This window comes from Mycobacterium sp. 23 (assembly GCF_048287075.1).
Taxonomy (GTDB): Bacteria; Actinomycetota; Actinomycetes; order Mycobacteriales; family Mycobacteriaceae; genus Mycobacterium; species Mycobacterium gordonae_B.
Genome location: NZ_JBLVUX010000005.1, coordinates 6615016 through 6640554, shown reverse-complemented (window position 1 = coordinate 6640554; position 25539 = coordinate 6615016). Strand labels below are relative to the sequence as shown.

Annotated in this window: 17 protein-coding genes and 1 pseudogene; 7 read left to right on the top strand and 11 right to left on the bottom strand. The window is 67.9% G+C overall.

Annotation, left to right across the window (positions count from 1 at the left end; all coding sequences use genetic code 11):
* Positions 1-22 precede the first annotated feature (22 nt).
* From ACNQS7_RS31375 to ACNQS7_RS31355, 5 genes are read right to left on the bottom strand one after another with little or no spacing between them, the layout of a single operon-like run.
* On the bottom strand, positions 23-925 hold the full coding sequence (locus tag ACNQS7_RS31375) for a 3-oxoacyl-[acyl-carrier-protein] synthase III C-terminal domain-containing protein (RefSeq protein WP_418015623.1): 903 nt from the start codon (positions 923-925) through the stop codon (positions 23-25).
* Positions 909-2012, bottom strand: coding sequence for a 3-oxoacyl-ACP synthase III family protein (locus ACNQS7_RS31370; RefSeq protein WP_418015622.1), 1104 nt, complete (start codon positions 2010-2012; stop codon positions 909-911). Before ACNQS7_RS31370 ends, ACNQS7_RS31375 begins: the two co-directional genes overlap by 17 nt.
* Before the next feature lie 35 nt (positions 2013-2047).
* Positions 2048-4321: a phosphoenolpyruvate synthase gene (gene ppsA / locus ACNQS7_RS31365; protein ID WP_418015621.1), complete on the bottom strand. Its 2274-nt coding sequence runs from the start codon at positions 4319-4321 to the stop codon at positions 2048-2050.
* Positions 4318-5853 carry an AAA family ATPase gene (locus ACNQS7_RS31360; protein WP_418015620.1) on the bottom strand — a complete coding sequence of 512 codons (1536 nt, stop codon included), beginning with the start codon at positions 5851-5853 and terminating at the stop codon, positions 4318-4320. Before ACNQS7_RS31360 ends, ppsA begins: the two co-directional genes overlap by 4 nt.
* A 4-nt stretch (positions 5854-5857) precedes the next feature.
* The gene (locus ACNQS7_RS31355) at positions 5858-6763 is read right to left on the bottom strand and encodes a universal stress protein (protein ID WP_418015619.1); all 906 of its coding nucleotides are present in this window, start codon (positions 6761-6763) and stop codon (positions 5858-5860) included.
* Positions 6764-6953: 190 nt separating this feature from the next.
* On the opposite strand from ACNQS7_RS31355, the gene otsB reads away from it, so the two are divergent.
* Entirely contained in the window at positions 6954-10583 is a 3630-nt protein-coding gene (otsB, locus tag ACNQS7_RS31350) for a trehalose-phosphatase (protein WP_418016224.1), read from the top strand.
* A gap of 4 nt (positions 10584-10587) precedes the next feature.
* On the opposite strand, the gene ACNQS7_RS31345 is transcribed toward otsB, so the two are convergent.
* The 4 genes and pseudogenes from ACNQS7_RS31345 to ACNQS7_RS31330 form a co-directional block, all read right to left on the bottom strand.
* Complete coding sequence (locus ACNQS7_RS31345) at positions 10588-11361, bottom strand: universal stress protein (protein WP_418015618.1); 774 nt, start codon at positions 11359-11361, stop codon at positions 10588-10590.
* 25 nt (positions 11362-11386) lie between these two features.
* Positions 11387-12430 carry a 1-phosphofructokinase family hexose kinase gene (locus tag ACNQS7_RS31340; protein WP_418015617.1) on the bottom strand — a complete coding sequence of 348 codons (1044 nt, stop codon included), beginning with the start codon at positions 12428-12430 and terminating at the stop codon, positions 11387-11389.
* Positions 12431-12463: 33 nt separating this feature from the next.
* Positions 12464-14494, bottom strand: a complete 2031-nt coding sequence (locus ACNQS7_RS31335) for an erythromycin esterase family protein (protein ID WP_418015616.1) — start codon at positions 14492-14494, stop codon at positions 12464-12466.
* Positions 14495-14623: 129 nt separating this feature from the next.
* A pseudogene (locus ACNQS7_RS31330) lies at positions 14624-15602 on the bottom strand (Acg family FMN-binding oxidoreductase).
* Between the two features lie 219 nt (positions 15603-15821).
* Here ACNQS7_RS31330 and acsA point away from each other — a divergent pair.
* From acsA to ACNQS7_RS31305, 5 genes are read left to right on the top strand one after another with little or no spacing between them, the layout of a single operon-like run.
* Complete coding sequence (acsA, locus tag ACNQS7_RS31325) at positions 15822-17603, top strand: acetate--CoA ligase (RefSeq protein WP_418015615.1); 1782 nt, start codon at positions 15822-15824, stop codon at positions 17601-17603.
* Positions 17600-18574, top strand: a complete 975-nt coding sequence (pdhA, locus tag ACNQS7_RS31320; protein WP_418015614.1) for a pyruvate dehydrogenase (acetyl-transferring) E1 component subunit alpha — start codon at positions 17600-17602, stop codon at positions 18572-18574. Before acsA ends, pdhA begins: the two co-directional genes overlap by 4 nt.
* Positions 18571-19545, top strand: a complete 975-nt coding sequence (locus ACNQS7_RS31315) for an alpha-ketoacid dehydrogenase subunit beta (RefSeq protein WP_418015613.1) — start codon at positions 18571-18573, stop codon at positions 19543-19545. The genes pdhA and ACNQS7_RS31315 overlap by 4 nt, the downstream gene beginning before the upstream one ends.
* On the top strand, positions 19545-20822 hold the full coding sequence (locus tag ACNQS7_RS31310) for a dihydrolipoamide acetyltransferase family protein (protein WP_418015612.1): 1278 nt from the start codon (positions 19545-19547) through the stop codon (positions 20820-20822). Before ACNQS7_RS31315 ends, ACNQS7_RS31310 begins: the two co-directional genes overlap by 1 nt.
* A 1-nt stretch (position 20823) precedes the next feature.
* Positions 20824-21084: a phosphopantetheine-binding protein gene (locus tag ACNQS7_RS31305; protein WP_055581031.1), complete on the top strand. Its 261-nt coding sequence runs from the start codon at positions 20824-20826 to the stop codon at positions 21082-21084.
* Here the strand turns inward: ACNQS7_RS31305 and ACNQS7_RS31300 are convergent.
* A complete protein-coding gene (locus tag ACNQS7_RS31300) occupies positions 21060-22490 on the bottom strand; it encodes a bifunctional lysylphosphatidylglycerol flippase/synthetase MprF (RefSeq protein WP_418015611.1) in 1431 nt (476 codons plus the stop codon). The genes ACNQS7_RS31305 and ACNQS7_RS31300 overlap by 25 nt on opposite strands.
* A 178-nt stretch (positions 22491-22668) precedes the next feature.
* Between ACNQS7_RS31300 and ACNQS7_RS31295 the strand changes: the two genes are divergently transcribed.
* Positions 22669-23133, top strand: coding sequence for a hypothetical protein (locus ACNQS7_RS31295; RefSeq protein ID WP_418015610.1), 465 nt, complete (start codon positions 22669-22671; stop codon positions 23131-23133).
* Positions 23134-23139: 6 nt separating this feature from the next.
* Here ACNQS7_RS31295 and ACNQS7_RS31290 read toward each other — a convergent pair whose 3' ends face one another.
* On the bottom strand, positions 23140-25476 hold the full coding sequence (locus ACNQS7_RS31290; RefSeq protein WP_418015609.1) for a heavy metal translocating P-type ATPase: 2337 nt from the start codon (positions 25474-25476) through the stop codon (positions 23140-23142).
* Positions 25477-25539 lie beyond the last annotated feature (63 nt).

Here is a 25539-nt window from a genome sequence, read left to right as displayed (position 1 = left end):
CGGGTCCTGCCGGGGTGAACGGCTAGTGCGCGGGGGGTTGGCGATAGAGTGCCGCACCGGCCACGACGCCCGCACCTGCGGCCACGAACAGGACCTGACTGCCGGGTCGCGCGCTCTGCTGCTCGAACGCTGCCGCGAGCGCGGCCGTATGCATGCGCTGATCGTCTGCGACGCATACTTTTTCGGCGGGCAACCCCAGTAGTGTGCGCAGCGTCTCCCGGTAGCGCGGGCGCGCCGGAGCGGCGATGATCAGGTCGACCTCGGCCAGCTGCACACCCTGCCGCTCGAGGCAGGACCGCGCCGCCTCGGCGGCCACCGCCGCGAGCCGTTCGTCCGCGCCGGGCGACCTGCGGAACCGCAGGACATTGCGTCCGTCGTCGAATCCGACTGTTGCAGAGAATGTCTCGACATCATCAAGCGCATCTCCGGCATTGGCCCACGAAACGTCGCTCAGACCGTAGTCGGCATCGGTCCAGCCGCAGAGCAGTGCCGCCCCGGTAGCGGAGAACGGGAAGTTCTCGCTCATTCCGTGACCCGGGTCGGCCTCACTGGTCACCACCAACGCGCGCTGCACGCTTCCGGTCCGCAGGAAGCCGTCGACGATTTGCAGCGCGGTCAGCACGCCGCACGCGCCGTTGGCCACGTCGAAGGAGAAGGTGCCGTGGGCGTCATTTCCGTGGGCGTCGTTTCCGTGGGGATCTTCCGGATTGGCCCCGATATCGTCCTGGATCAGTGCGGCCAGCGCCGGCTCACCCAGGTTCTTGTCGCGGTAGATGCCCGCGTTGACCACCAGATCCAGTTCGTGCGGCTGGCATCCGGCATGCCGTAGACAGTCTTTCGCCGCGGCGACGGCCAGGTGCAGAGCGCTGTGCCGGCCGCGCAGCCGTGGACGGGCGACGTCGACCCGATCAATCACTGTGCCCATAGCGGCTCACCAAATCCTCGTCCAGGGTCAACAGGACCACGCCGATCTCCAGGCCGGAAGCCAACGCCAGCAGCGCTATCCGCTCGCCGGCCACGATCCGTCCTGCCTCCAGTTCCTCCACCAGCGCCACCGTGTGCGTCGTCGATGCGGTGTTGCCGTACCGGTCGACGGTGATCACCGCATCGTGCTGCGGACTGTCACCGAACGACTCCTTCATCCGCGTCATGCCCTTGCGGATGGCGCGGGCAGACGTCTGATGAGTGATCACGTGGTCGATGTCGTGAATCGAAATACCCACCGTGTCCAGCACTTCGTGCAACAACAACGGGGTGTTGGCGATCGCGGCCTTCTGAATGGCGCGCGAGTTGGTGAACATCCGCGCACCCGGGTCGTGACCCTGCGGATACGCCAGGCAAAGCCGGCTGTAGTCGGCGACCGTGGTGAACCCGGCGAGTTCGATACCCGCGGAGCCGGCCGGCGCGCGCTCGAGCAAGAGGGCCGCACCGGCGTCACCGAGAGTCAGGCACGCTAGTTCCTTGCTCATGATGTTGCGGATGTGCCTGGCCGCGTTCTGGCTGAGCTGTGAAATGTATTCGCCGCTGACCACCAGTCCGCGCCGTACCATGCCCTGCCGGATCCAGTTGTTGAGAATCGTTACACCGGTGAGCATTCCGGCGCAGGCGTTGGACACGTCGAAGGTCATCGCCCGCTTCGCCCCGACGTTGCGGGCCACCGCACCGCTCATGGTGGGCTCCAGCCATTGGGTGAGGCCGTCGCGGAATTTCGTGATGCTGCAGCTGATCACCACGTCGATGTCCGCGGGATCCTGCTGTGCGGTGGCCAGGCAGTTCAGCGCCGCCGAAGTGGCCAGGGACAGCGAATCCTCCTCGCCGGAGGACACCCGGCGCTCGCGGATACCGGTCAGCTTTTCCAGGTCGATGTGCGTGTGATGGCGGGTGGATGCCATCAGATCGTCTGTGGTCAAGCGGGTCTCGGGCAGGTGCCGGCCGGCGCCCGCCAACCTGCTGACGTAGGGCGCCCGGGCGCCCTGCCCGTCGGTTTCCATCACCATCCAGTGCCGTGTCATGGCGGTACCTCCTTGCGCGCGAGACGGTTACCCCGTCAACCGCGCACCGATTCCAGCAACAGCCGGCGTTCGGCGGCCGCCACGGTACGCCGGGTCGCCGCAGCCGCGTCCGGGTTGACCGACACCGAGGTGATGCCCATCCGGACCAGGTGTTCGGCGAAGGCCGGGTTGGTCGACGGCGCCTGGCCGCACAGCGACGAGGTGATGCCGTGCTTGCGGGCCGTCGAGATGATCCGTCCGATCGCATCGAGTACCGCACCGTCGGATTCGTCGAACAGCTCGGCGCAGATGTCGGAATCGCGGTCGACGCCCAGGACCAGCTGGGTGAGGTCGTTACTGCCGATCGACACCCCGTCGATGCCCATCGCGATGTACTCGGGCAGCCAGAACATCACCGACGGCACTTCGGCCATCACCCACCGGTGCAGACCGCGCTGCTTGCCCAGTGGACTCGCGTCCACCTGCGCCAGGCATGATTCCAGCTCCCACCGCGTCCGGACGAACGGAATCATCAGGTGCAAGTTGGGGTTGCGTTCGCGCACCCGGGCCAGTGCCTCCAGTTCCAGAGCGAACAGGTCCGGCTCGTTGACGTAGCGGTAGCACCCGCGGTAGCCGATCATCGGGTTGTGCTCGACCGGCTCGTAGGCCTCGCCACCCTGCAGTCCGCGGAATTCGTTGGTGCGGAAATCGGTGGCGCGGTAGACCACCGGCCGGTGGCCGAAGGCGGCGGCGATGCGGCCGATCGAGCCCACCATTGCGTCCACCAGACCGGCCTGCTCGCCACGCGCGATCAGATCGCGCGGGTGTCGTCCCGAAAGAGCCTGTGTGAGCAGGAATTCGGCCCTCAGCAGACCGACTCCGTCGACATCCTGCGCGGCGACTGCCTCGGCGGTGTCCGGGATCGCCAGGTTGACGTAGACCTTGGTGCCGGTGGTTTCGCTGACCGTGGTGACTGGGGCGGGCGTGGCCGCCGTCACCTGCGCCGGTGCGGCGGCAGCTCCGGCGGTGACGGTGCCGCGGGCGCCGTCGACGGTGACCACGTGGCCGTCGTGCAGGATCGTCGTCGCGTCGCGGGCGCCGACCACGCAGGGCACCCGCAGTTCGCGCGCGACGATGGCCGCGTGACAGGTCATCCCGCCGGTCTCAGTCACCAGCGCCGCCGCACGGCGGATCGCCGGCAGCCAGTCCGGGTTGGTCATCGGCGCGACCAGAATCTCGTTGTCCTGCAGCCGGTTACCCTCCTGGGGCGTGCGCAGCACCCGCACCCGCCCGGACGCCGCCCCGGGAGCCGCCGGCAGCCCCCGCACCAACACACCGGATTCGCCGGCATCCTCCGATTCGTGGTCGTACAGCATGGTGATCGGCCTGGCCTGCACCAGCCAGGTCTTGCCGTCAGCGATCGCCCATTCGACGTCCTGCGGGCACCCGTGGTGATTCTCGGTGGCAACCACGAGTTCGGCGACCCGGCGCAGCGCGTCGTCGTCGAGGACGCGCGCCTGCGCCTGCTCGGGCGTCAGGTCGACGATCACGTCGTGGCCGTCGGCACCACGTTCGATCTTGAAAGCCTGGTAGCCGATCGAGAAGTCGCGCACCTGCAGCGTCTTCTTGTCGACGACGTAGGTGTCGGGCTGGACCTTCCCGGACACCACGACTTCGCCGAGACCCAGCGCGGCTTCGATGACGAGGTGGTCCCGCTCCCCCGTGCTGGGGTCGGCGCTGAACGCGACGCCGGACTTCTCGGAGGCGACCATCTGCTGGATGACGACGGCCATGGCCGGGTCGGCGGTGAATCCGCGGCTGGCCCGGTAGGTGATGACGCGTGGGCTGAACAGCGACGCCCAGCACTGCGTGACGGCGTCGATCAAGTCCTCGCCACCGGTGATGTTGGTCAGCGTCCGGTTCATCCCGGCGAAGGATGCATCGGCACCGTCCTCACCGGTTGCCGAAGAGCGCACCGCCACAACACAGTTCGATCCCAACCGGGCATAGGATTCGAGCAGCTGCGCGCGGACGTCGTCACTGACGCCCGCCTTGCTCACCAGTTTCTGCATCCGCTGGCACAGCTCGGCCAACCGGGCGCTGTTGTCGACCTGCGCCAGCGCTTCGCGGTGCAGCGCGGCGAGTTCGGCATCCACTTCGCCCGCCCGCATCGCCGCCTGGTAGCCGCCGCGCAACAGGACGAACCCCGGTGGAACCGGCAGGCCGGCGGCGACCAGCTCGCCCATGTTGGCGCCCTTGCCGCCGGCCTCCTCGGCGTCGGTCAAACGCAGCGCCGAGATGTCGGCGACGTAGCTGTCGGTGGTGGTCATGCGCGTTCCTTTCGGTGCAGAAGATTGACGTCGGTCACCTGGCGCCAGGCGTTACATGCCTGTGCCACCGAAGCTTTCAGCGGCTGTGAGGTGTCCAGCCGGACTGCTGACTCCCAGGCGTCGCGGCGGGCAGCCAGCGCCGCGGCAATGTCCGGGGTGGCGTCGGAGTTTCCCGCCGCCCGCTGTTCGATTCGGCCAGCCGTCGTCTCCACCGGCACGGCACACATGATTTCCACTGCACGCGAATGGGTTTCGGCGGCCATTCGGCGGGCCTGGGCGCGCAGACCCGGGTCCTGCCACGTACCGTCGAGGATCACCGACTGCCCCTCACCCAGGCGGATGCGGGCTCTGCGCAACACGGTTTCGTAGACGGCGGCGACATTGTCGGGGCTGTAGAGACCGGAGTCCAGCACCCCCGGACTCCCGGAAATGGCGCCCGAATCCCGCAGTTCCCGCCGTACATCGTCGGTGGAGATGACATGCGCGCCGACCTGTTCGGCGAGCCCGCGGGCCACCGTGGACTTCCCGCTTCCGGGGTTTCCGCCGATGAGTGCCAGCCGGACGGCTCCGGCGGCGAGATGCTCCGCGGCGATCTCGAGGTGCCGGGCGCCATCGTCGGCCGACTCCGCCCTGCCCTGCAGGAACCGCACACAGTCGACCTTGGCCCGTACCCCCGCGCGGTAAGCGATGTAGAAGTGCTGCAGCGAGGACGGCACGTTGTCGTCGGTCAGCGCGACGTAGCGGGCCAGGAAGTAGTCGCCGAGGTCTTTGCGCCCCAGGAATTCCAGGTCCATGGCCAGGAAGGCGGCGTCATCGATCCGGTCGAGATGACGCAGTTGGTCATCGAATTCGAGGCAGTCCAGCAGTGCCGGGCGGCCGTCGACGAAGAAGATGTCGTCGGCGAGCAGGTCGCCGTGACCGTCGACGATGTTGTCCTGGTCGATCCGGCTCGCGAACAGATGCCCCCGGCCGGCGATGTATTCCGCGGCAAGACGTTCGATATGGTCGATGACTTCCTGCGTCACACCAGGAATCGCGGTGAACTGGTGCAGTTCCTTGAGGTTGGCCCGCCAACGCTGGTCCACCGCGCCGGCCTCGCCCTGGATGCTGATCAGCGGGCTGCGCTCGGCCCCCTCGTGGAACTCCGCCAGCACGGCGGCGACAGCGTCCAGCAGGTTCTCGGCTGATTCGCCGGGCCCGGTGCCGGTGACCAGAAATGCCAGCCGATCCTGATCCCGATAGCGGCGCATGACCACGATCGGCTCATCGGCGCCTCCGGCCGGATCGGACAGATGGGCCACCCCCAGATAGGCCTCGGGCGACAAGCGGCGGTTCAACTCGACCTCCCGCCGGCAGGCATGCTCGCGCTGTTCGGTGGTGCGAAAATCGACGAAATCGGTCAACACCGGCTTTTTGGCCTTGTACGCCCGGTCTCCGGCCAGCACCACCACGCCGGTGTGCGTCTCCCGGACATCCAGAAACGGGGCTGTAGTGGCATCGGCTGACCGTTCGGCGGTGATCGCAAACTCCATGACTTCAGACTGTCAGTCGCCGGGACGGGGCCTGCACCGGTCGCGCGACGATAACGGGCGTGCTGGTGGAGTGCAGCACCGCGTTGCTGACCGACCCCAGCAGCATGGCGCCCACCGAGCCGCGGCCGTGGCTGCCCACCACCACGAGCTGCGCCGACTCCGCCTGCTCGATGAGCTGTCGGGCGGGCCGGTCACACACCACCACGCGGTGCACCGTCACATCCGGGAACTGCTCCTGCCATCCCGCCAGTCGCTCGGCCAGGATGAGATCCGCGTCCTCTTTGAAGACCGTCCAGTCCAGGCCGGGCAGTTCGACCGCTTCGATGTCGCTCCACGCATGGACCGCTTTGAGCTCGGCTCCGCGCCGGGAGGCTTCTTCGAACGCGATCGCCGTCGCCAGTTCGGACGCCGGCGACCCGTCGATCCCCACGACGACCGGGGCTCCCGTACGGGTGTCTTCGTCGCGGATCACCGCTACGGGGCAGTTCGCGCGTCGCACCACCGACGAGCTCACCGACCCGAGCAGTCCGCGCCCCAACGCCGAGCGCCCGTGGCTGCCCACCACCAGCATTTCCGCCTGCGCGGACAGCTGCACGAGAGTCGAAACCGGCGGCGAACACTTCAGTTCGGTGGAGATCGGCACCGGCCGGGTGGCCACACCGACGATGTCTTCGGCCACCTTGACGGCGTGTTTGAGCACCCGCCGGCCGTCCTCATCCCGCCATATCCCCATGCCCATCGACAGCGGCATCTCCGGGTACATCGGGACGGCCGCGGTCACCATGTGAACCAGCGTCAGGGGAACGTGGCGCAGCGCCGCCTCATGCGCGGCCCACACCACCGCAGCGTTCGATGGTTCCGATCCGTCCACCCCGACGAGGATGCCGTGGCGGTCAGCCATCGCGTCCATTCCGTTCTCCCTCCGTTACCGAAAACGCTATTGCCCGAACCGACCTGGGTCGTGGGGCTTTAGTCACCAAGTACAGGGACGTGCGACCTTCATTGCCTTTTCGGCGGCCAATCGGGGGCCGCGCTGTGGCATCGTCACTGGCGTGACCGAATGGCCCGCGACCATTGACCGGCGTTACCACGATGCAGTCATCCTGAACCTCGACGGGTTAGTCTCCGCGGCGGTTTCGGGCGGCTTTCAGGCCTCCGATTCGACCGGGCCGCTGCTGCGCCGGCTGCGCGACGCCGGCATCGGCACGGCCGTCTACTCGACCAACCGTGGCGGGGCGCAACTGTCGGCCGGCGTCATCGATCAACTCGTCGATGTCGACGCGGTCGAGTTCGCCGACGAGCAGGACTCGTCGGTGCTGACCCGGACGGCGGCCCGGCTGAAAGTCCGCCCCGACCGGTGCGCGGTCATCGAGCACGATCCCGCGGCGGTCGAGGACGCCTGTGCCGCAGGTTTCAGCCTGGTGATCGGGCTCGACCACGGCGGCGAGGAACTCACGGCGCACGGGGCCGACGCGGTCATCGCCGACCTTGCCGAGATCTCGGTGCGCAACGTGGACGCGGTGATCTCGGCCATCACCGACGCCCTGCAGGTCTACAGCCAGCTCAAGGAACTCGTCACCGCCCGCCAGCCCGTGACGTTCGTCGACTTCGATGGCACCCTGGCCGACATCGTCGGCCAGCCGGATTCGGCGAAGCTGGTCCCCGGCGCCGCCGAGGCGTTGCGGGCACTGAGCCGGCAGTGCCCGGTGGCGGTGATCAGCGGCCGGGACCTGGCCGACCTCCGCGACAAGGTCGACGTCGACGGGTTGTGGTTCGCCGGCAGTCACGGTTTCGAACTCGTCGCGCCCGACGGCACGCTGCACCAGAACACCGCCGCCGCGGCATCGATCGGCGTCTTGGTCCGTGCGGCAACGCATTTGGCCGAGGAACTCAAAGACATTCCCGGCACCATCGTGGAACGCAAACGGTATGCGGTGGCCGTGCACTACCGCAACACCGATCCGCAGGCGGTCGATCAGGTGATCGCGGCGGTGCGCCGGCTCGGGCGTGCGACGGGCCTGCGCGTCACCACCGGACGAAAGTTGGTGGAGTTGCGCCCGAATGTCGCCTGGGATAAGGGCAGGGCGCTGCACTGGATCCTGGAAAACCTGGCGGCGCAGGATGATTCGGCATCCACCACCGCCCTGCCGATCTTCATCGGCGACGACGTCAGCGACGAGGACGCGTTCGACGCGATTCGCTTCGACGGCATGGGCATCGCGGTTCGTCACCTCGAGGGTGGCGACCGGCCGTCGTCCGCGAGCTTCAGCCTCGAAAACCCCGCTGCGGTCACCGAGTTCCTGCAGCGACTGGCCGACGACCTGAAAGAGGAGTCGCAGGCTCCGCACGATGCGTGGGAACTCGTCTACGACCACTACGACCCGGCGAGCGAGCGGCTGCGCGAAACGCTGTGCACCGTGGGCAACGGCTACGTCGCCACCCGCGGCTGCGCCGCCGAAGCCACCGCGTCGCAGCACCATTACCCCGGCACCTACGCGACCGGCGTCTACAACATCGTCGCCGATCAGATCGCGGGCCGGACCATCGAGAACGAGAGCCTGGTCAACCTGCCCAATTGGCTGTCCCTGACGTTGCGTATCGACGGTGGACCCTGGTTCGACATCGACCAGGCCGAAATTCTGTCCTACCGGCAGGTGTTCGACCTACGCCATGCCACGCTGTCCCGGCGGGTCCGTTTCACCGACGGCGCCGGCCGGACCACCACCCTGGAACAGCAGCGCTTCGCGTCGATGCACGATCCCCACCTGCTGGCCATGAAGACCACGGTCTACCCCGAGAACTGGTCCGGCACAGTCGAATTCGAATCGCTGGTGGACGCCACCGTACGAAACACGATGGTGGAGCGCTACAAGCCGCTGTCCAGCGCGCATCTGTCCGAAGCGGTGATCGACGAGATCGCGCCCGATGGCGTGGTTCTGCGCACCGAGACGTCGCAGTCGCGCATCGCGATCGCGCTGGCCGCCCGCAGCAGCGCCTGGCACGGCGACACCCCGGCCGACGCGCGCTCGGAGACCATCCGCGAGCACAATCGCGGCGGCCAACACATCGAGGTCGCGGTGTCGGCGGGCCGGCCGGTGACGCTGGAAAAGATCGTGACCATCTTCACCGGCCGGGACGCCGCCATCGCCGAACCGGTCGGCGCCGCGGCCGAAAGCCTGGACGCCGCCGGGCGTTACGACGAGCTGCACCAGGCGCACGCGCGGGCGTGGGCGAGGCTGTGGGAGCAGTGCGACATCGGCCTTTCCGACCGGGAAGACGCCCTGCGAATCCTGCGTCTGCACCTGGTGCACGTGCTGCAGACCCTCTCGCCGCACACCGCCGAACTCGACGCCGGCGTCCCGGCCCGGGGACTGCACGGTGAGGCCTACCGCGGACACGTGTTCTGGGACGCACTTTTCATCTCCCCGGTGCTGAGCCTGCGGATGGCGAACGTGTCCCGCTCGCTGCTGCTGTACCGGTACCGGCGCCTCCCACAAGCGCGCCGTGCGGCGCGCCGCGCCGGCCATCTGGGCGCCATGTTTCCCTGGCAGTCCGGCAGCGACGGACGAGAAGTGAGTCAGGAAGTCCATCTCAATCCGCAGTCGGGTCGCTGGCTTCCCGACGCCAGCGCCCGGGCACATCACGTCGGGCTCGCCGTGGCCTACAACACCTGGCAGAACTATCAGGTCAGCGGCGACCGCCAGTTCCTGGTGGACTACGGCACCGAGATGCTGGTCGAGATCGCACGATTCTGGGTGGGTCTTGCAACCTTCGATGCCGGCCTGGGCCGCTACACGATCCGCGGCATCATCGGGCCGGATGAGTTCCATTCCGGTTACCCGGGGCGGGAATACGACGGGATCGACAACAACGCCTACACCAACGTGATGGCGGTCTGGGTCATCTTGCGGGCGATGGAGGCGCTGGACCTGTTGCCGCTGCGCGACCGCCTCGAACTCGTCGCCAAGCTGGGCCTGACGACCCAGGAGCGGGAGCGCTGGGACCACGTGAGCCGTCGCATGTTCGTGCCGTTCCACGACGGCGTCATCAGTCAGTTCGAAGGCTATTCCGAACTGGCCGAGCTGGATTGGGAGGGTTACCGCCAGCGGTACGACAACATTCAGCGACTCGACCGGATCCTCGAAGCCGAGAACGACAGCGTCAACAACTACAAAGCGTCCAAGCAGGCCGACGCACTGATGTTGTTCTACCTGCTGTCATCCGAAGAGTTGCTCGGCCTGTTCGGCAGGCTCGGCTACCACTTCGCGCCGGCGCAGATCCCCAGAACGGTCGACTACTACCTGGCCCGGACCTCCGACGGATCGACATTGAGCGCGGTCGTGCACTCCTGGGTCCTGGCCCGCGCCCACCGCGCCAACGCGCTGGAGTACTTCCAGCAGGTGCTCGATTCCGACGTCACCGACATCCAGGGCGGCACCACCGCCGAAGGGATCCACCTGGCGGCCATGGCGGGCAGCATCGATCTGCTGCAGCGGTGCTTCACCGGCCTGGAAACCCGGGACGACCGGCTGATCCTCAGCCCGCAGTGGCCGGAAGGGCTTGGGCCGATCGAGTTTCCGTTCGTGTACCGGGGTCACCGCCTGCATCTGGAAATCAGCGGGCGCAGTGCGACCCTGACCGCGGAATCCGGCGGCGCCGGGCCGATTCACGTCGAGTGCCGTGGCCGGATTCACCGGCTGCTGCCGGGCAGCACGATCGAGGTCGGCTAGACCTTTAATGCCGGACCAGCAATACCGAGCAGTCCGGATACCCGAGGATCGGATGGCAGTTCGGGATCGCCAGCCCCGGCAGGTCAGCCGCCTCGGACTCGCCGACGATCGCGAGATCAATTGCCCGACTGTGGTTCTCGTCCACCACCCGGGCGCCGGTTCCGGACGCCACGATCTGGACGGGCACGTCGGGGTAGCGGCGGACCCAGCTGTCCAGGCGTCGGTCGATCTGCCGCACGATCGCGTGCCGGCGGCGCCCTTCCTCCATTGCCAGCCGGACCACTTCGTCGTTGTCGGGGTCGTCGTTGAGGACGACGGCGATCACCCCCACCTGGGTGGGCGACCCGTCAGGGTTGGTGCGGATCACCGCGACCGGACAGTGCGCGTGAGTGACCAGCGCGGCGGCCGTGGGACCCAGAAGCCCGTCAGCGGCCCAACCGCGGCGGGAGGTGCCCACACACACCAGGGCCGCGTCCTGAGACGTGTTGATCAGGGCCTGCGCCGGGTCCCCGGAGCGGATGGCGGTCTCGATCTCAACCGGCTTACCCTGGGCCTGCGCGGCGCTGAGCACCGCGCTTTCCGCCTGCGACAGCACCATTTCGGCGCGTTCGAGCTCCCACTCGGAAGCCTGCCCCGCGTCCCCGCCGGCAATCACATACACCAAGCGAAGCGGCATCTGGCGGCTCAGCGCCTCGTCGATCGCCCACTTGGCCGCATTGACCGCGGCTTGCGAACCGTTGACACCCACCACCACCGACTTCGCGTCCAGCTGGTTCATGTCGGCTCCTGACTTTCGCTCACCATCAATCTATGGCGCGGTCAGCCGTTTCTGCAGGGGTCGTTTGGCCTGAGTTTGCAAAGCCCTTCGTCCCCGGCGGACCGTCGCCCACCTCCACCGGCTCGCCGGTCAACTCGAAAAGCCGTTCCACGTCCGAGCGCTCGCAAACCGCGGTGCCGGGCGTCAGCAGCATCGCCGCACCGGCCGCGATTCCCAGGCGCACCGACTTGGCCAACGGCCACCCACGGGTCAGACCGACGGCGATGGCTGCCACCATCGCGTCACCGGCACCCACGCCGCTGCCGGCCTCCATGGGCACCGCCGCAAAGCGCTGACAGGTCTGCCGGGTGGCCAGCATCGCACCCGATGAGCCCAACGACACCACCACGACCTCCGCGCGACCGCTGTCCACCAGTTCACGCGCGGCGACGATCTGTTCCGGCTCGGTGGCCAGCTCGCGACCCACGCATTCGCGCAACTCCCGCACGCTCGCCTTGAGCAGGAAGATCCCGGACGAGACACCCCGCAGTCCACCACCGGAGGTGTCCAAAACGAGCCGGGCACCCACATCGCGCGCGACGTCGGCCACCCGCTGATAGAAGTCGGCGGGAACACCGGGCGGCAGGCTCCCGCTGGCCACCACGAAGTCGGCCGACCGCGCCGCCATCCGCAGCTCCTGCAGACATCTGGCCTGTTCGGCCGGGGTCAGCACCGGGCCGGGCAGCACAAACCGGAACTGCCGTCCGGTGCTGGTCTCGTTGACGGTGAAACTCTCCCGGGTGGCCGCGGCGATCGGGATCTCACCGAAGGGCACCCCCGCATCGCTGAGCAACCTGGTCAGCATTCCGCCGTGGGAGCCTCCCGCGGGCAACACCGCGAACGCCGACCCGCCGAGCACGTGGGCGATCCGCGCCACGTTCACACCGCCCCCACCCGGATCGTAACGCGTTGCGCTGCAACGTAACTTGCTGGTAGGTTGCACCACTTCCACGCTGGTGGTGATGTCGAGCGCGGGATTCATCGTCAACGTGACGATCCGCGGTAGCCCCGGTGCGAAACCGGCGTGCATTATGAACTCCGCTCGTCGGACTTTTGGTGCGGACTAGAGGCCGCTGGGATAGGTCTCCGGCGTCTCGCCGGCAATCCACACGCTCGTCGTCTCGAGTGGCTCCAGCGCACGGGTGGTGTCGATGTGAATCATGGCATCGAATTGATCGTCGGGCCGGACGTGGAAGTAGTGGCTCTGCCGCTCGGTGGCGGGCTGATAGATCACGCCGATGGCGCGGCCCAGGCGAACGGCCGACATCGGCTCGGCTGCCTTCTGGTTGATCCGCGAAGATACCAGGAAGGCGTCCTTGCCGGTCTGGTGGAACAGGTCCTCGACGCTGCCGGGCAGCGCCGGCCGGACCACCTTGCGTTCGGCGATTCCGCCCCACTCGCTGGCGGCTGTGACCGTACCCGTGTAGGTGCTCAGGCCGATCAGGCGTGCGTCGCCGTGATAGCGCTGCCGCGCCAGTTGCCCCAGCGTGAGCTGGCCGTCGGCCCACACCTCGGTCGCGGTGGCGTCACCGACATGGGAGTTGTGCGCCCACACCACGATTCGCGCGGGCTGACCATCGCCGTGCCGGTCCAGATGCTTGAGCAGTGCCTCCAGGGTTTGCGCCATGTGCTTGTCCCGAAGGTTCCACGAGGAGACCCGGCCGCTGAACATCGAGCGGTAGTAGACCTCGGCGTCGCGGACCGTCTGCGCGTTCTGCTGGGCGTAGAACAATTCGTCCTCCGCAAGCAGGCCGTCGGCACGCAGATAGTCGAGCGAATTGCGCTGCAACTCGACCAACTGCTCAATCGCCTGGCGCTCACACTTGGGCCCCGCACCGAACGCCGCCTGGTAACCGTATGCCTGTCCATCGTCACCCGCCGGGTGGTCGAAGCACGCGTACCGGACCCGGGCCCGCGCCGCCGCGGCGGGATCCACCGTGTCGAGGTAGCTGATCACCTCGTGCATCGACCTGTGCAGGCTGTACAGATCGAGCCCGTAGAACCCGGCCTGCCGGGGCGCGCGCTGGTTGTATGCCCGCAACCAGTCGGCGAAGTCGCGACAGACCGTGTTGCGCCACATCCATGCCGGGAAGCGCTCGAAACCGCTCAGCGCCGCCTCGGCCGTCGTGTCCTCGCCCAGGCCGCGGACGTAACGGTTCAGCCGGTAGGCGTCGGGCCAATCGGCTTCGGCCGCAACGGCACAGAAGCCCTTCTCCTCGATCAACCACTTGGTGATCTCCGCACGCGCCTCGTAGAACTCGTGGGTGCCGTGCGAACTCTCACCGATCAGGACGACGCGCGCGTCGCCGATGACCTGTTCGAGGATCTCGCGCGGCGGAATGCCCTGCGGCACATCGACCGCCACGTCGGCGATCATCTCGGCCGCTGTCGGTGCGGCCGGCTTGATCAGCGCGAGCCCCGTGGTGGGTTTGGCCAGCAGCTCGCGCACCTCTTCGTCGCTGACCTGACGGAAGTCCCAGAACGACTCCCCCACGGCGAGAAACGGTGTCGGCATCGAGGCGCAGACCACCTCGTCGACCAGACCCTCGAATTCCCGGCAGGTCGATTCCGGGGCGGCGGGCACGGCGATCACGATATGCGCCGGCTCAGCGTCGCGCAGAGCCTGTACGGCGGCGAACATGCTTGCGCCGGTGGCCAATCCGTCGTCAACGAGAATCACCGTCCGGCCGGTCACCTGCACCGGTGGGCGACCCCCGCGGTAGGCGGCCTCGCGCCGGACCAGTTCGCGGCCCTCCCGCTCGACGATGTCGCGCAACTGCGCGGACGTGACGCGCAACCCGCGCAACACATCGTCGTTCACCACCACCCGGCCACCGCTGGCCAGCGCGCCGACGGCGAACTCTTCGTGGCCGGGGGCGCCGAGCTTGCGCACGATGAAGGCGTCCAACGGGACACGCAGCGCCGCCGCCACCTCCCAGGCCACCGGCAATCCCCCGCGGGCCAGGCCGAGGACGATCACGTTCGGGTTGTCGCGGTAGGCGCTCAGCAGGTTCGCCAGCACCTGGCCGGCTTCGCGGCGGTCGCGGAATACCCGCCGTGGTGCGGGCCGGCCGGCTTCGGCTGCACTCGTCATGACGCCCTCCTAGAGTTCACACTGCCCCCAATAGCAATGCCTTATTCGACCAATCCCCGGGCGCGGCTGGTAGGGACCGAAGTCCCGGCATGAGGTTGACATAGGCCATTTATTGAGCCGCTTTCCGCGTCAATCGACGACCTCGAGTACCTCATCCAGCGGACGCCGCGGGGTCGCCGCCGGGATCGGGCCCGACGGTGAGATGCCGACCCTGATCAGAACCTGCGGAACGGCCGCGCGTCCGCCGGTGAGCTCCCGAAGAATGTCACGACCGGGCTGTAGTTCCGTGGCGTGCGTGATCGGGCACGTCGCCAGCCCCGCGACGGTGCATTCCAGCAGCACCGCGGAGAGCGCTTCCCCACAGTTGAGCGCGTCCGCGCGGGTGTTGTCGGCCGTCGACAACAGCACGATCTTCGCCTGATCGTGTCTGCTGGCGTGCTCGTCGTCGGGACCGGTGGGGAACTCCCGGTTCACACCGACTCCGCGCGCCTCGGCGCCCGTCACCAGCGCGGCCGGCGGTATGCCGTCGTATTCTCTGGAAGGCGCTGTCCACCAACTTAATTCGTTGTGGTAGCTGTCGTCGTAGCGACGCAGCGCCTCGCTGAGCCGGGTTGCCTCGGCCAGCCGGGGGCGCGCGTCGTCGCTCAGCACCTCAAGCCCCACCAGGTCCTGGTCCACACAGTTGCGCAGCAGCGGCTGCAGTGACGGCCAGTCGTTGGGCGCGCGGAACGGGCGCCCGGTCGGTGCGACGGACCGTGATCGCCTCGGCGCGGTCGCGGCGGGCCCTGCCTACATATGCCATCGGCGTGAAGTCGGCCGAAACCAGGTGATCGAGATTGTTCGGGTTCGGGAAGCGGTCGACGTGGGTGTCCCACCCGACGGCCGCCATCGCCACCCGAAGATGGTCGAGGACGGCGCCACAACTGAGGATCGCCTCCCGGCCGGAGACGTCGGTCGAGGTCACCATGCGGGACGGGTCGACGAACAGGTCGACGGTCGCGCCCCTGACCACCCACCGCCACGGCTGGGTGTTGTGCAGCGAAGGAGCGTGGCACGCCAACTCCACGGCGTTCGTGATCACCGCAGTTTCGACGAGCGTTCGCGTCATCGCACCCACCTTTCCGCTCTGAGTACGATGTCTTGCATTCATACGACCGTGCGCCATGCACGCACTCCCGTGCCAGGGTCCTTGGTCACCATCGTCACGCCATAGGGCACCGGCAAGCGACGTCCGGCCACGGTGATCAGTGACCTTGTCCCCTATTGCGCCCGGTGTCTGCGCAAGAGGCTTTGAGGAGCCAGACCCCCTGGGGATGAGGACCCGCACATGGATGTGATTCACAAGACCCCCCGCGACTACCGCGTCTCACCCAATCTCGCCGACTACGAGCAGGCCCGGGCGCACTTCCAATGGTCCGATGTGCCACGGCTGTGCGAAGGCATGGGCGAGGGGAAATGCAACATCGCCTACGCCGCCGTCGACCGGCACGCGAGCGGACCGGAGAGCACGCACACCGCACTTCGTTTTCTCACCGAGGACGGGTCGCACGAACTGACCTATGCCGAGTTGAGCGACCGGGTGACCCGGTTCACCGGCGTGCTGCGCGCCCTGGGCATCGGCAAGGGCGACCGGGTCTTCGCCATCATGGGCCGCATCCCCGAGCTGTACATCACCATGCTGGGTGCGCTGCGCAACGGCAGCGTCGTCTCACCGCTGTTCTCCGCCTTCGGGCCGGAACCGATTGCCACCCGGGTCGACATCGGACAGGCCGACGTGCTGGTCACCACCAGGGCGCTCTATCAGCGCAAGATCGCCAAGATCCACAGCCGGCTCACCTCGGTGCGACACGTCATCGTGGTCGACGACGGCACGCACGGCGAGCCGCCCTCGGGAACGCTCGACTTCTGGCATTGCATGAACTTCGCCGATGAGCACGCCCCGGTCGAGCCCACCACGGCTGACGATCCGGCGCTGCTGCACTTCACCAGCGGGACCACCGGCACCCCGAAAGGCGCCATTCACGTGCATGGCGCCGTCGCCATGCACTATGTCACGGGCCTGTACGCGCTGGACCTTCATCCCGACGACATCTACTGGTGCACAGCGGATCCCGGCTGGGTCACGGGTACCTCGTACGGGATCATCAGCCCACTGCTGCACGGGGTGACCTCCATCGTCGACCAGACCGAGTTCGACGCCGAACGTTGGTACCGGATCCTGCAGGACGAACAGGTGTCGGTCTGGTACACCGCGCCCACCGGCATCAGGATGCTGATCAAGGCCGGTCCAGAACTGCCCGCCCGCTTCAGCTTTCCGCATCTGCGGTTCATCGCCAGCGTCGGCGAACCACTCAACCCCGAGGCCGTATGGTGGGGTAAAGAGGTACTGGGCCTACCGATTCACGACAACTGGTGGCAGACCGAGACCGGCGGCATCATGATCGCCAACACCCCGGCCTTCGACATCAAGCCCGGCTCGATGGGCCGGCCGCTGCCCGGCGTCGAGGCATGCATCGTGCGCAATAACGATGACGGCACCAACACCGTCATCGCAGAACCGGATGTCGAGGGCGAACTCGCCCTCAAACCGGGCTGGCCGTCGATGTTCCGCGGCTACCTGCACGCCGAAGAGAGATACCGAAAGTGCTTCAGCGACGGGCTTTATCTCACCGGTGACCTGGCCAAGCGGGATGCCGACGGCTACTTCTGGTTCATCGGGCGCAAGGACGACGTGATCAAGTCCGCCGGGCACCTGATCGGCCCGTTCGAGGTCGAAAGCGCGCTGACCGATCACCCGGCGGTGGCCGAGGCGGCCGTCATCGGCAAGCCCGACCCGACGGTCGGCTCCGTCATCAAAGCCTTCGTCACCCTCAAGGACGGGTACGCGCCCAGCGAGGAACTCCGGTTGCAGCTGCTCGGTCATGCCCGCAAACGCCTCGGACCTGCCGTGGCGCCCAAGGAGATCGAGTTCGCCGACTCCTTGCCGCACACCAGCAGCGGCAAGATCATGCGCCGCCTGCTGAAGGCCCGTGAACTCGGGCTGCCCGAGGGCGACACCTCCACGATCGAACATCCGCATGACCATCAACCTCAAGGAGCGTCGCTGTGACGGAAAAAGACCTGACTCACGCGCTGTTATCAGACATGGTGCGGGTGCGCCGCATGGAAGAGAAATGCGCGGAACTGTACAGTGCGGCCAAGATTCGCGGCTTTCTGCACCTCTACGTCGGTGAGGAGGCGGTGGCCGCGGGATCCCTGCGCGCGCTGAGCGACGACGACGCGGTGGTGGCGACCTACCGCGAGCATGCGCACGCACTGCTGCGCGGCATACCGATGACCAGGATCATGGCCGAGATGTTCGGCAAGCAGGAGGGCTGCTCCCGTGGTCGCGGCGGATCGATGCATCTCTTCGACGCCTCCCGGCACTTCTACGGCGGCAACGCGATCGTCGCCGGCGGACTACCGCTGGCGGTCGGCATCGCGCTTGCCGACGCCCAGCTGAAGCGTAAGCGCGTGACCGCGTGCTACTTCGGCGACGGCGCCGTGGCCGAGGGTGCCTTCCACGAGTCGCTGAACATGGCCGTGTTGTGGAACCTGCCGGTGTTGTTCCTGTGCGAGAACAACCTTTACGCGATGGGCACCGCACTGGATCGGGCCCAGTCGCAGACCGACCTGACCGCGAAGGCGGCCGCCTACCGTGTCGATGCGCTGGCCGTTGACGGGATGGATGTCGAGGCATGTTACGAGGCCGCCCGCAAAGGTGTCGAGCACGTGCGCAGCACCGGCGGCCCGTTCTTCATCGAGTTCCGCACCTACCGGTTCCGCCCTCACTCGATGTTCGACCCCGACTTGTACCGGACCAAGGCCGAAGTCGAGCAGTGGCGCGAACGGGACCCCATCGATCTGTTCGTGCAGCGCCGCAAGGCCGACGGACTGCTGACCGACAACGACGTCCGTGACATCGAGGAGTCGGCCGCCGCGGAGATCGCCGACGCGGTGGCCTACGCCGACGCGGGAACCCGGGAAGACGTGGCCGACCTGGCCCGTGACGTGCTCACCCCGCTAAAGGCGGCCCGATGAAAACCACCTACCGCACCGCCGTTCACGACGCGATCCGCGACGCCCTGCGTGACGACTCCCGTGTGGTTCTGATGGGAGAGGATGTCGGGCGCTACGGCGGAACCTACGCGGCGTCCAAAGGGCTACTGGAAGAATTCGGCGAGGAGCGGGTCCGGGACACCCCGCTGTCCGAACTCGGCTTCGTCGGCATCGGTATCGGCGCCGCCCTCAACGGATTACGGCCGATCGTCGAAGTCATGACGGTGAACTTCAGCCTGCTGGCACTCGACCAGATCGTCAATACCGCGGCGGCACTGCGGCATATGTCCGGCGGCCAGTTCTCGGTGCCGCTCGTGGTGCGGATGGCCACCGGGGCCGGGCGGCAACTCGCCGCGCAGCATTCGCACAGCCTGGAACCGTGGTACGCCCACATCCCGGGGATCAAGGTGCTGGCGCCGGCGACGGTCGAGGACGCCTACGGCATGCTCGGACCGGCGCTGGCCGACCCGGATCCGGTGATCATCTTCGAACATGTCCAGCTCTACAACACCTCCACCGATATCGACACGCTGGAGCCGACGGACATCAGTCGGGCAGCGGTACGCCGGGAAGGCGACGACGTCACGTTGATCGCGTACGGCGGGTGCGTGGGCAAGGCGCTGGACGCGGCCAACGAGCTGTCCCTGGCCGGAATCGACTGCGAGGTGGTGGATCTGCGGGTGCTGCGACCGCTGGACACCGAGACCATCCTGGAATCGGTACGCAAGACTCACCGCGCCGTCGCCATCGACGAGGCGTGGCGCAGCGGCAGTCTGGCGGGCGAGATCTCCGCGGTGATCATGGAGGGCGCCTTCTACGATCTGGACGCGCCGGTGGGCCGGGTCTGTAGCGAAGAGGTCCCGATCCCGTACGCGAAACACCTTGAGGAGGCCGCACTTCCGCAGCCGCACAAGATCGTCGCCGCCGTGCACGACCTGTTCGGGGACCGATGATGATCGAGTTCAAAATGCCCGCGCTGGGCTCCGACATGGACGAAGGCACGCTGAACGAGTGGCTGGTCAAGCCGGGTGACAAGGTGACGCGCGGCCAGGTCGTCGCCGTCATCGAAACCACCAAAGCCGCAGTGGAGATCGAATGCTGGCAGGAAGGCATCATCGACGAGTTGGTGGTCCCGGTCGGCGAAACCGTGGAAGTAGGAACGGTTCTGGCCACCCTGCTCGCGGCGGGCGAGACGGCCGCTGCGCCCGCCCCGGCGACCGCCCCGGTGACCGCTGCGGTTACCGCCGAGGAACCGGAGAAGAAGGAACCCCGCAAACGCGCCGCGAAGGCACCGCGCAAGGCGCCCAAGCCGGCCGCGGCGGCGTCGCCGTCCGGGAGGCCGGCGCCGGCGCGCCCGTCCGGGCCGCAACACCGCCGCTGGGTCTCCCCCGCCGCGCGGCGGCTGGCGGCCAACCTGAACGTCGACCTCGACGGGGTCAGTGGCACCGGCCCAGGTGGCGCGGTGACGATCGTCGACGTCGAACACGCCGCCGCCACACGGCAACCGGTCAAGAAGCCGCCGCCGAAACCCGCCGGCGAACGCATGTCAATGGCCGAACGCGGCGCCGCGATGCGGCAGTCGATCGCGGCCGCCATGAGCAGGTCCAAGCGCGAGATACCGCACTACTACCTGGCCGACGAGATCCTGATGGACACCGCGCTGACCTGGCTCACCGCCCGAAATGCGCAGCGGCCCATCACCGAACGCGTACTGCCGGCCGTCCTGCAACTCAAGGCCGTCGCGCTGGCCGCGCAGCGCTTCAAGGAGTTCAGCGGCTTCTGGCGCGAAGACGGCTTCCAGCCCGCGCCCGCAGTGCATGTCGGTGTCGCCATCTCGTTGCGCGGCGGCGGTCTGGTGGCACCCGCGATCCACGACGTGGCCGAGAAGAAGCTCGACGAGCTGATGAACGACCTCACCGACCTGGTGGCGCGGGCGCGCGCCGGGTCCTTGCGCAGCTCGGAGATGTCCGACCCCACCATCACCGTCACCAACCTCGGCGATCAGGGCGTGGACACCGTGTTCGGGGTGATCTACCCGCCGCAGGTCGCCTTGGTCGGCTTCGGCAAGACCACGCAGAAGGTGTGCGTCATCGACGGCGGCATCCGCGTGGTCAATGCCGTGCAGGGCACGCTGGCCGCCGACCACCGGGCCAGCGACGGACACCGCGGTGCCATGTTCCTGGCCGCGATCAACGAACTGCTGCAACAACCCGACGTACTGGAGAAGTGAAGTGACAATGAACGAAGACACTCGCGGCGTGGTCCTGTCGGTCCTGACCACCATCGCCCCCGAAGTGGATGCCGACGACATCACCGATGACGACCTGCTGCGCGACCAGGTCGACCTGGACTCGATGGACTGGCTGAACTTCCTGCTCGGCATCCACAAGCGATTCAACGTCGACATACCGGAGTCCGACTACGCGTCGTTGCGCACCCTGTCGGACGTGGTCGGCTACGTCGAGACTCACGCGCCTGCTTCGGCGCGGTGATGCGCCGGCCGTAGCCGGCGGCGCCGGGGTGCGAACTCCAGCGACAACAGCACCACCAGCGCGCTCGGAATGTGGTGCGTGCACAGAACCACGTACCGACGCTCATTGAGCGCGTGGAACTTTCGCAGGTAACGGTAGAGCGATTCCAGCCGGATGAACGGGTCCAGAAGATGGATCAGCCGGTAGGCGATGCGCTGCAGTGTTCCGGGGTGGGCGGCGTCGAACACTTCCGGGAAGGCCGCGAAGGCCAGCGAAAGGCGCCGTGCGTGAGCGCCTTTCGCGGCGGCGGTCATGTCGACGGTCAGCCGCTCGTCGATCCCGTTGGGGGCGTCCGGCCTACGGTACGGCGCATCCAGGCTGATCTCCGAGCCGCCGCCGGCGCTCGCGTAGCGGTGAAAGGCGACCACCCGCCCGGCGCTGTCGCGGGCGATGGCGAGTTTGACGCCGGGACAACGACCCTGCAGCGCGCCGTCGAGGTTCATGCAGAACCCGCGCTCGGTGCGCACCCCACCGTGCGAGGCGTAGAGCACCTCACTGAGTTCGGCGACCAGTCCGGCGTCCAGATCGCGTTCGTCGACGATCTCGGTGGTGACACCGCGATTGTGGGTGCGCTGCACGGCCTGACGCACATTGCGGTACCGGCGACCGGCCAGGCTGAAGCGCGCGACGTCGACCACCACGTCGCGCCCGATCGGGACCGCCAGCATCGCCTGACCGATCAGCTCCTTGGTCCACAGACCAAGGTTTCGCTGCGCCGCCGCCAACACCACGATCCGCCATCCACGCGATCGGCACATCACGGCGAAATCGATTGCCAGCCGCTCGAATTGCGTGCCGTCACCGATCGGGTCGCCGCTGACCACGGCGAACCCCAGCCGGGTGCGGTAGGCGATCGCCGCCGTGCCTGCGGCGTTGAAGTAGTAGCTCTTGAGCGAGTGCATCGCGAAGGGCGCCAGCGGGTCTGCCGGCGTGGCATCGACGAGCGCCCACACCCGCTGCAGCAACTCCGGTTGCGGCTCAGCCGAAGTGGGCCACATCAGCGCCAGCCCGCTGGCGCCGACCAGCACATTGCCCCACCCGCCGAAGTCCAGGAAGTGCGCGAAGATGCCGGCCGACAGCAGCGTGGCCGCGCCCACGGTGTGCCGCGGGGTGACCGGTCGCCCCAGGAATACCCCGCGCGCGATGAGGACGACGGCGGCCAGCAGCGCGAGCGACCAGCCGAACCGGCCCACCACATGCCAATTCGCGCCCGGGTGTTCGTGCACCGTCAATATTGTCAGCCAACTCAGCACGCAGGCCAGCAGCAGCGAACTGGCCAACCGCGCCGCACGCCGGTCCGTCCGCAGGATTATGCGTTCGGACGCGAGCGCGGCGGTGGCACGACGGCCGCGCTGCCTGACTTTCATTCCGCACTCCCTTACCCCTGGAGAACGCTAGCCGCCCGGGCAGTGCCGGTCGTGAGGCTTAAGTCACCAAGCTGGACGAATGTCCTGCCCGATTCAGGACTTCGGTCCCTCCCGCCGGGCCGGGCGAAGTGCTCAGATGGTGGTATGGAGACGAGCGTCTCCAATCGGAGGTAATGCAATGAGCAGTTCACAATTGCAGCCACGCACGCGCGAGTTCGCCCGCGTGCTCGGCCCCTTCTTCGCCATCATCGGCATCACGACGGTGGCGCGTGGATCCGAAATGCGCACGCTGCTCACTAGTTTCGAGTCCAGCCCGGTATGGTTCTGGGTTACCGGCGCCCTGGTCCTCAGCTGCGGCCTGATCACCGTGGGACTGCACCCGTACTGGCGGGGCGCGGCGGCCATCACCGTGTCGGTGCTGGGCTGGGCGATGACCTTGCGCGGAATGCTTTTGCTGGCTTTCCCGAAGGCCTTCAAGGCAGCGGCCGACGCGACGATCGGCATGGACGGCATGTGGATGACGGCAAGCGCACTGCTCGCGGTGGCCGGCCTGTATCTGACGTACGTCGGGTGGCGCCCGGTTCCGGCAGCACCGGAGCCGAAAGCCGAAGCGGCGCAACGAAATCTGCGGCACGCCGCGTAAAGCGGTTCACTCCTCCGGAGCGGAATCGTCCTGCGCGAGGGTGAAGTAGTTCTCCTCCTCCTGGACGAAGTGCAGCCGCAGCAGGGTGTACAGCCCGTACAGGCACGCCAACAGGTCGTCGACCTGATCGGGCTGTACCGCCCCGGCCGCCTGCGCCTGGGCCAGGTGCGTGCCGATGCGATCGGCAAGTCGTTTGATCTCGGCGTGGGTGCGGCTCATCGTGGCGGTCGCCTCGCTGCTGCCGAGCGGGCCGGCCAGGGCCGGGTACAGCTGGGTCTCTTCGGCCTCTTCGTGCGGCAGGATCCGGTCGACCAGCAGGGTGTGCACGGCGGCCAGAGACTCCAGCGGAAGAGCGTCCGTCCCGCTCGCCAGGCGATTGGCGCTGTCGCGCAGCAGGCCGATGGTGTCGCGCAAGGCGTCGTGCTCAGCGGCGAAGCGCAGCAGCATCTGCTCGGTCTGCGGGTCCACCTGCACGTCGTTGGCCGGATTGCCGCGCAGGGCCCGCAACGCATTGAGAATCACCGCGACGTCGATGCCCTCTTGCAGCAGCGCACCCGCGGCCGGCGGCAGCCAGCCCAGCGCGGCGATCACCATCGCGATCAGCGACAGGCTCATGCCGACGACGGCACTCTGCACGGCTATGCGGCGCGACCAGCGGGCGATGTCCATCGCGTCGGCGAGCCGGTCCAGGCGGTCCGTGGTCAGCACGATGTCGGCGGCCTCCGAGGACGCGGTGGCTCCCCGGGCGCCCATCGCGACGCCGACGGTGGCCGCGGCCAGTGCCGGCGCATCGTTGATTCCGTCGCCGACCATCACCGTCACCGCGCGTTCGCTCTCTTCGCGTACGGCGGCGAATTTGTCCTCGGGCGTCTGGTCGGCACGGACCTCGTCCAGTCCCAGAATGTTGGCGACGTCGCGGGTGGGTTCGGCGCGGTCTCCGGTGAGCATGAGCAGCCGCTCGAGTCCGGCCTCGCGCAGCCGCCGCACCGTCCGCGGCGCGTGCCGGCGCAGTGGATCCCGCAGTAACACCGCTCCCGCGGCGGCGCCGTCGACGCTGACCCACGCGATCCCGGCTCCGTCCAGCCGGGCACGACTGATCACCGATGTGGTCCATCCGCCGGCCGGCTCGCCGGCGGGCACCTTGCCGACCATCACGCGATGCCCGTCGACCGTCGCGGTCACACCCTGCCCGGGCTGCTCGACCGTGTCAGCGGGTACAGACAGCTCCAGCTTCCTGCTCAGTGCCTCGGTGACGATGGCCTCGGCGAGCACGTGGGGAGAGAACTGATCCACCGAGGCACTCAACCGCAAGATCTCGGCAGCGTCGCGCCCCGGTCCGGCCACCACGTCGACCACCGTCGGGCGTCCCATCGTCAGGGTGCCGGTCTTGTCCATCACCAGCGTCTTGGCGTGACCCAGGTTTTCCAGGGCTCCCCCACCCCGGATCACCACCCCGGCCCGCGACGCCCGGGACAACCCGGAGACGATCGCCACCGGCGCGGCAAGCAGCAACGGACACGGGGTCGCGACGACCAGCACGGCGACGGCGCGCACTGCCGACCCACTGGCCAGCCACGCGGCACCGGCGACCACCAAGGTCAGGGGAAGGAACCAGACCGCGAAACGGTCGGCCAACCGGACGATGGGCGCGTTGAGCGCGCCGGCCTGCTGCGCCATCCGCACGATTCCCGCGTAGGTGCTGTCGGCGGCGGTGGCGCGCGCCTCAAACTCGAAAGCGTTGCCGGCGTTGACCACACCGCTGCGCACCGTGTCGCCGGTCGCCCGCTCGACCAGCTGCGGCTCACCGGTCAGCGCGGACTCGTCGAGGACGGCGACCTCGTCGGTGACCCGCCCGTCCACCGGCACCACCTCACCGGGGCCGACCACCAGCACGTCCCCGACCGCTACCTCGGCCAGGTCGATCATGCTGATCTGCGTCCCGACCCGCCGCCGCGCGAAACGCGGCGCGCGGTCCAGCAACGCCCGCAGGTCGCGGGTCGCCCGGCGCTCGGCCGCGGAGTCGAGCGCGCGGCCGCCGGCGAACATCACCGCGATCAGCGCGCCGGCCAGATACTCGCGCACCCACAGCGTGCCGATCAGCGACAGCACAGCGATGACGTCGACACCCACCCGGCCCCGGCGCAACGCCTGAAACACCCAGAACAGTGCCGGTCCGGTCGCGGCGATGGTGCCGGCGATCCAGCACGCGTCGGCGGCAGTGCGCCAGCCGGCCAGCCAGGCGGCGCCGCCGAGCGGCAGGGCGGCGACGACGAACACGGTCAAGACCGGCCCGAACAGCACGCGTAAGCGCGCTATCAGGCTGGGCGCTGCAGTGCCGTCCACCGGAATTTCCTTCTGCTCACCCGTCGATTATTTACCCTCTGCGGCGTCAGACCCTCTGCCGCG